We start from the raw sequence: 2,988 nt of genomic DNA, 5'->3' as shown, positions 1-2,988 counted from the left end.
CGGACTTGTTGCCGGTGGTCAGCAGCATCTCGCCGAACTTGTTCGACAGCGCCATGAGCATGAGCCCGCGCAGCCGGGACTGGATGTTCTCCTCGGTCACGTCCGGGGCGCGGCCCTTAAAGAGCGGCGCCAGCGTGGCGCCGATGGCCGCGCGGCCGGCCTCGATGGGCAGGCTGTCGAGGCGGCAGCCGAGCGCGCCCGCCACCGCGGCGGCGTCCTCGAGGCTCTCGGCGGAGGTGAATTCCGAGGGCAGCATCACGCAGCGCAGGTTCTCCGGCCCGAGCGCATCGGCCGCGATGGTGGCGACGAGCGCGCTGTCGACGCCGCCGGAGAGGCCGAGCAGCGCCCTGGCGAAGCCGGACTTGCCCATGTAGTCGCGCAGCGAGAGCACCATCGCCTGGTAGTCGAGCTCGGTGTCCTCCGGCAGGAGGTCGAGCCGTCCGGGCAGCGCGCGCCAGCCGGCGGCGCCCTGCTCGAAATCGACCTGGGCGATCACCTCCTCGAAGACCGGCAGCTGCACGGCCAGGCGCCCGCCGGGGTTGAGCACGAAGGAGCCGCCGTCGAAGACCTGGTCGTCCTGCCCGCCGACGAAATTGAGATAGACGAGCGGCAGGCCGGTCTCCACGACCCGGCTGACCATGTGGTTCATCCGCACGTCGTATTTATTGCGGCGATAGGGCGAGCCGTTGGAGACCATCAAGAGCTCCGCGCCGCTCTCGGCCATGGCCTCGGTGACGTCGTCGTACCAGGCATCCTCGCAGATCGGCGTGCCCATGCGCAGCGGGCCGATGGCGAAGGGCCCCGAGATCGGGCCGGAGGCATAGAGCCGCGGCTCGTCGAAGACATTGTAGTTCGGCAGGTGGTGCTTGCGCGCGATGGCCGTGACACGCCCGCCCGAGAGGATGGCATAGACATTGTAGAGCCGCCCGCTCTCGGCCCAGGGCAGGCCGATCCCGAGCGGCGGGCCCTCGGCGCAATCCGCGGCGAGGGTGCGGACCTCGGCCATGGCATGGGCGGTGAAGGCGGGCTTCAGCACCAGATCCTGCGGCTGGTAGCCCGCCAGGAACATCTCGGGAAGCGCGACGAAATCCGCCCCCGCCGCGCGTCCCGCCCGGTGGGCGGCGAGCGCCTTGGCCCGGTTCCCGGCGAGATCCCCCACCACGGGATTGAGCTGCGCCATGGTCAGCCTGAACTTGCCGGACATCGCCCCTCCGCCGCCATGCGCTCCCGACCCGAATACAGGCCCGCGGTCCCCGATGACAAGGCCCGGCCCCGGGGCGCGGTCGCCGGCCAGAAAAGCCATTGTCCCTGCCGGGGCGCCTCCGTAATGTTCGGCCGAGGACGTGACGGGGAGGAGAACCGCTTGGCACGGCACGACGGCTTGCGGCAGCGGAGCATCGTTCTGGCCGGCGGATGCGCCATGGCGCTCGCCGCGCTCGGCGGGCCGGCGGCGGCGCAGGTCCTGACCAAGGAATACGACAACGGCGGGGTCTACGAGGGCTCGTTCCAGGACGGGCGCCAGCACGGCCAGGGCACCTATCGCCTGCCCAACGGCTATGAATACAGCGGCAATTGGGTCGAGGGCCGCATCGAGGGCGAGGGCCGGGCGCGCTTTCCCAACGGGGCCGAATACGTGGGCCAGTTCAGGGACGGCCATCCCGACGGGCGCGGCCGCATCGTCTTCGCCGACGGCGGCACCTACGAGGGCGCCTGGGTCGCCGGCGAGATCGAGGGCGAGGGTGTGGCGGAATACGCCAACGGCATGCGCTACGAGGGCAGTTTCGCCAAGGGCGCGCAGCACGGCCAGGGCATCCTGACCGGGCCGGACGGCTACCGCTACGAGGGCGGCTGGGTGAACGGCGTCAAGCAGGGCACCGGCAAGATCACCTATCCCGACGGATCGACCTACGAAGGCGACATGGCCGGCGGCGCGCCGGAGGGCCGGGGCGTGCTGGTCTCGGCCGACGGGTCGCGCTACGAGGGCGGCTGGAAGGCCGGCCAGATCGAGGGCGAGGGGCTGCTCGTGCAGGAGAACGGCGACCGCTACGAGGGCGCCTTCGTCGCCGGGCGGCGCGAGGGGCTCGGCCGGGCAACCGCCGCCAACGGCGACGTCTACGAGGGCGGCTTCCAGGCGGATCTGCGCCACGGGGCCGGGACGCTCACCGCCGTGGACGGCTTCGTCTATACCGGCGAATGGAGCGAGGGCCGCATCGCCGGCCAGGGCAAGGCGACCTATCCCGACGGCTCGGTCTACGAGGGCAATTTCCGGGACGGCAAGCCGGAGGGCGCCGGCAGGATCACCTATGCCAACGGCTCGAGCTACGAGGGGGAGTGGAAGGACGGGACGATCTCGGGCCGGGGCGTGGCGCGCTATGCTGACGACACGGTCTACGAGGGCGAGTTCGCCGACGGCAAGAACCACGGGACCGGCAAGCTGACCACCCCGGACGGCTATTCCTACGAGGGCGGATGGGCCGAGGGGCTGCGCGACGGCGAGGGGGTCGCGACCTATCCCGACGGCACCGAATACGAGGGCGGCTTCGCCGGCGGCGTCCGCTCGGGCCGGGGCACGATGCGCATGGCCGGCGGCTATGTCTTCGAGGGGACCTGGAAGGACGGGCTGCTCGACGGGCCCGGCCGGGCGACCTATCCCAACGGCGACGTCTACGAGGGCGATTTTGCGGAAGGTCAGCGCCAAGGCAACGGCCGCATGACCTTCGCCGGCGGCCAGGCCTTCGAGGGCGAATGGTCCGAGGGCCAGCCGGTCGCGCCGGCCGATGCCGCCCTGCCTCCCTCCGCCGAGACGCCGGCGGGGCCGGACGACCCGGCGGCGCGCGACGGGTGAGCCGATCGGTCCGGGGGACGCGCCTGACCGGCGGGCATTGCAGTTCGCAACGCGGCTCCGTGGGGTGAGGTCTGGGCGTGCCCAGTGTCACCTTCCCGCCCGGCGGGCACCGCCGGGCAGCGCCCGCCCCGCCCCCAGGCGGG

The 2,988-nt window shown here is 72.0% G+C and carries 2 protein-coding genes; one reads left to right on the top strand and one right to left on the bottom strand.

Annotation, left to right across the window (positions count from 1 at the left end):
* Positions 1-1,204 (bottom strand): NAD+ synthase (locus V7050_RS20020; RefSeq protein WP_324370545.1); only part of this gene is annotated, 1,204 nt, incomplete at its 3' end.
* A 216-nt stretch (positions 1,205-1,420) separates the two neighbouring features.
* Here V7050_RS20020 and V7050_RS20015 point away from each other — a divergent pair.
* Positions 1,421-2,845 (top strand): 2-isopropylmalate synthase, encoded by a 1,425-nt coding sequence (locus tag V7050_RS20015; RefSeq protein WP_442885618.1) that lies wholly within the window; start codon positions 1,421-1,423, stop codon positions 2,843-2,845.
* Positions 2,846-2,988: the final 143 nt, after the last annotated feature.

It is taken from the genome of Amaricoccus sp. (genome assembly GCF_036846665.1).
In the GTDB taxonomy this organism is placed as follows: Bacteria; Pseudomonadota; Alphaproteobacteria; order Rhodobacterales; family Rhodobacteraceae; genus Amaricoccus.
Note: the sequence above shows the minus strand (reverse complement) of the source record. Positions and strands in the feature narration are given on the sequence as shown.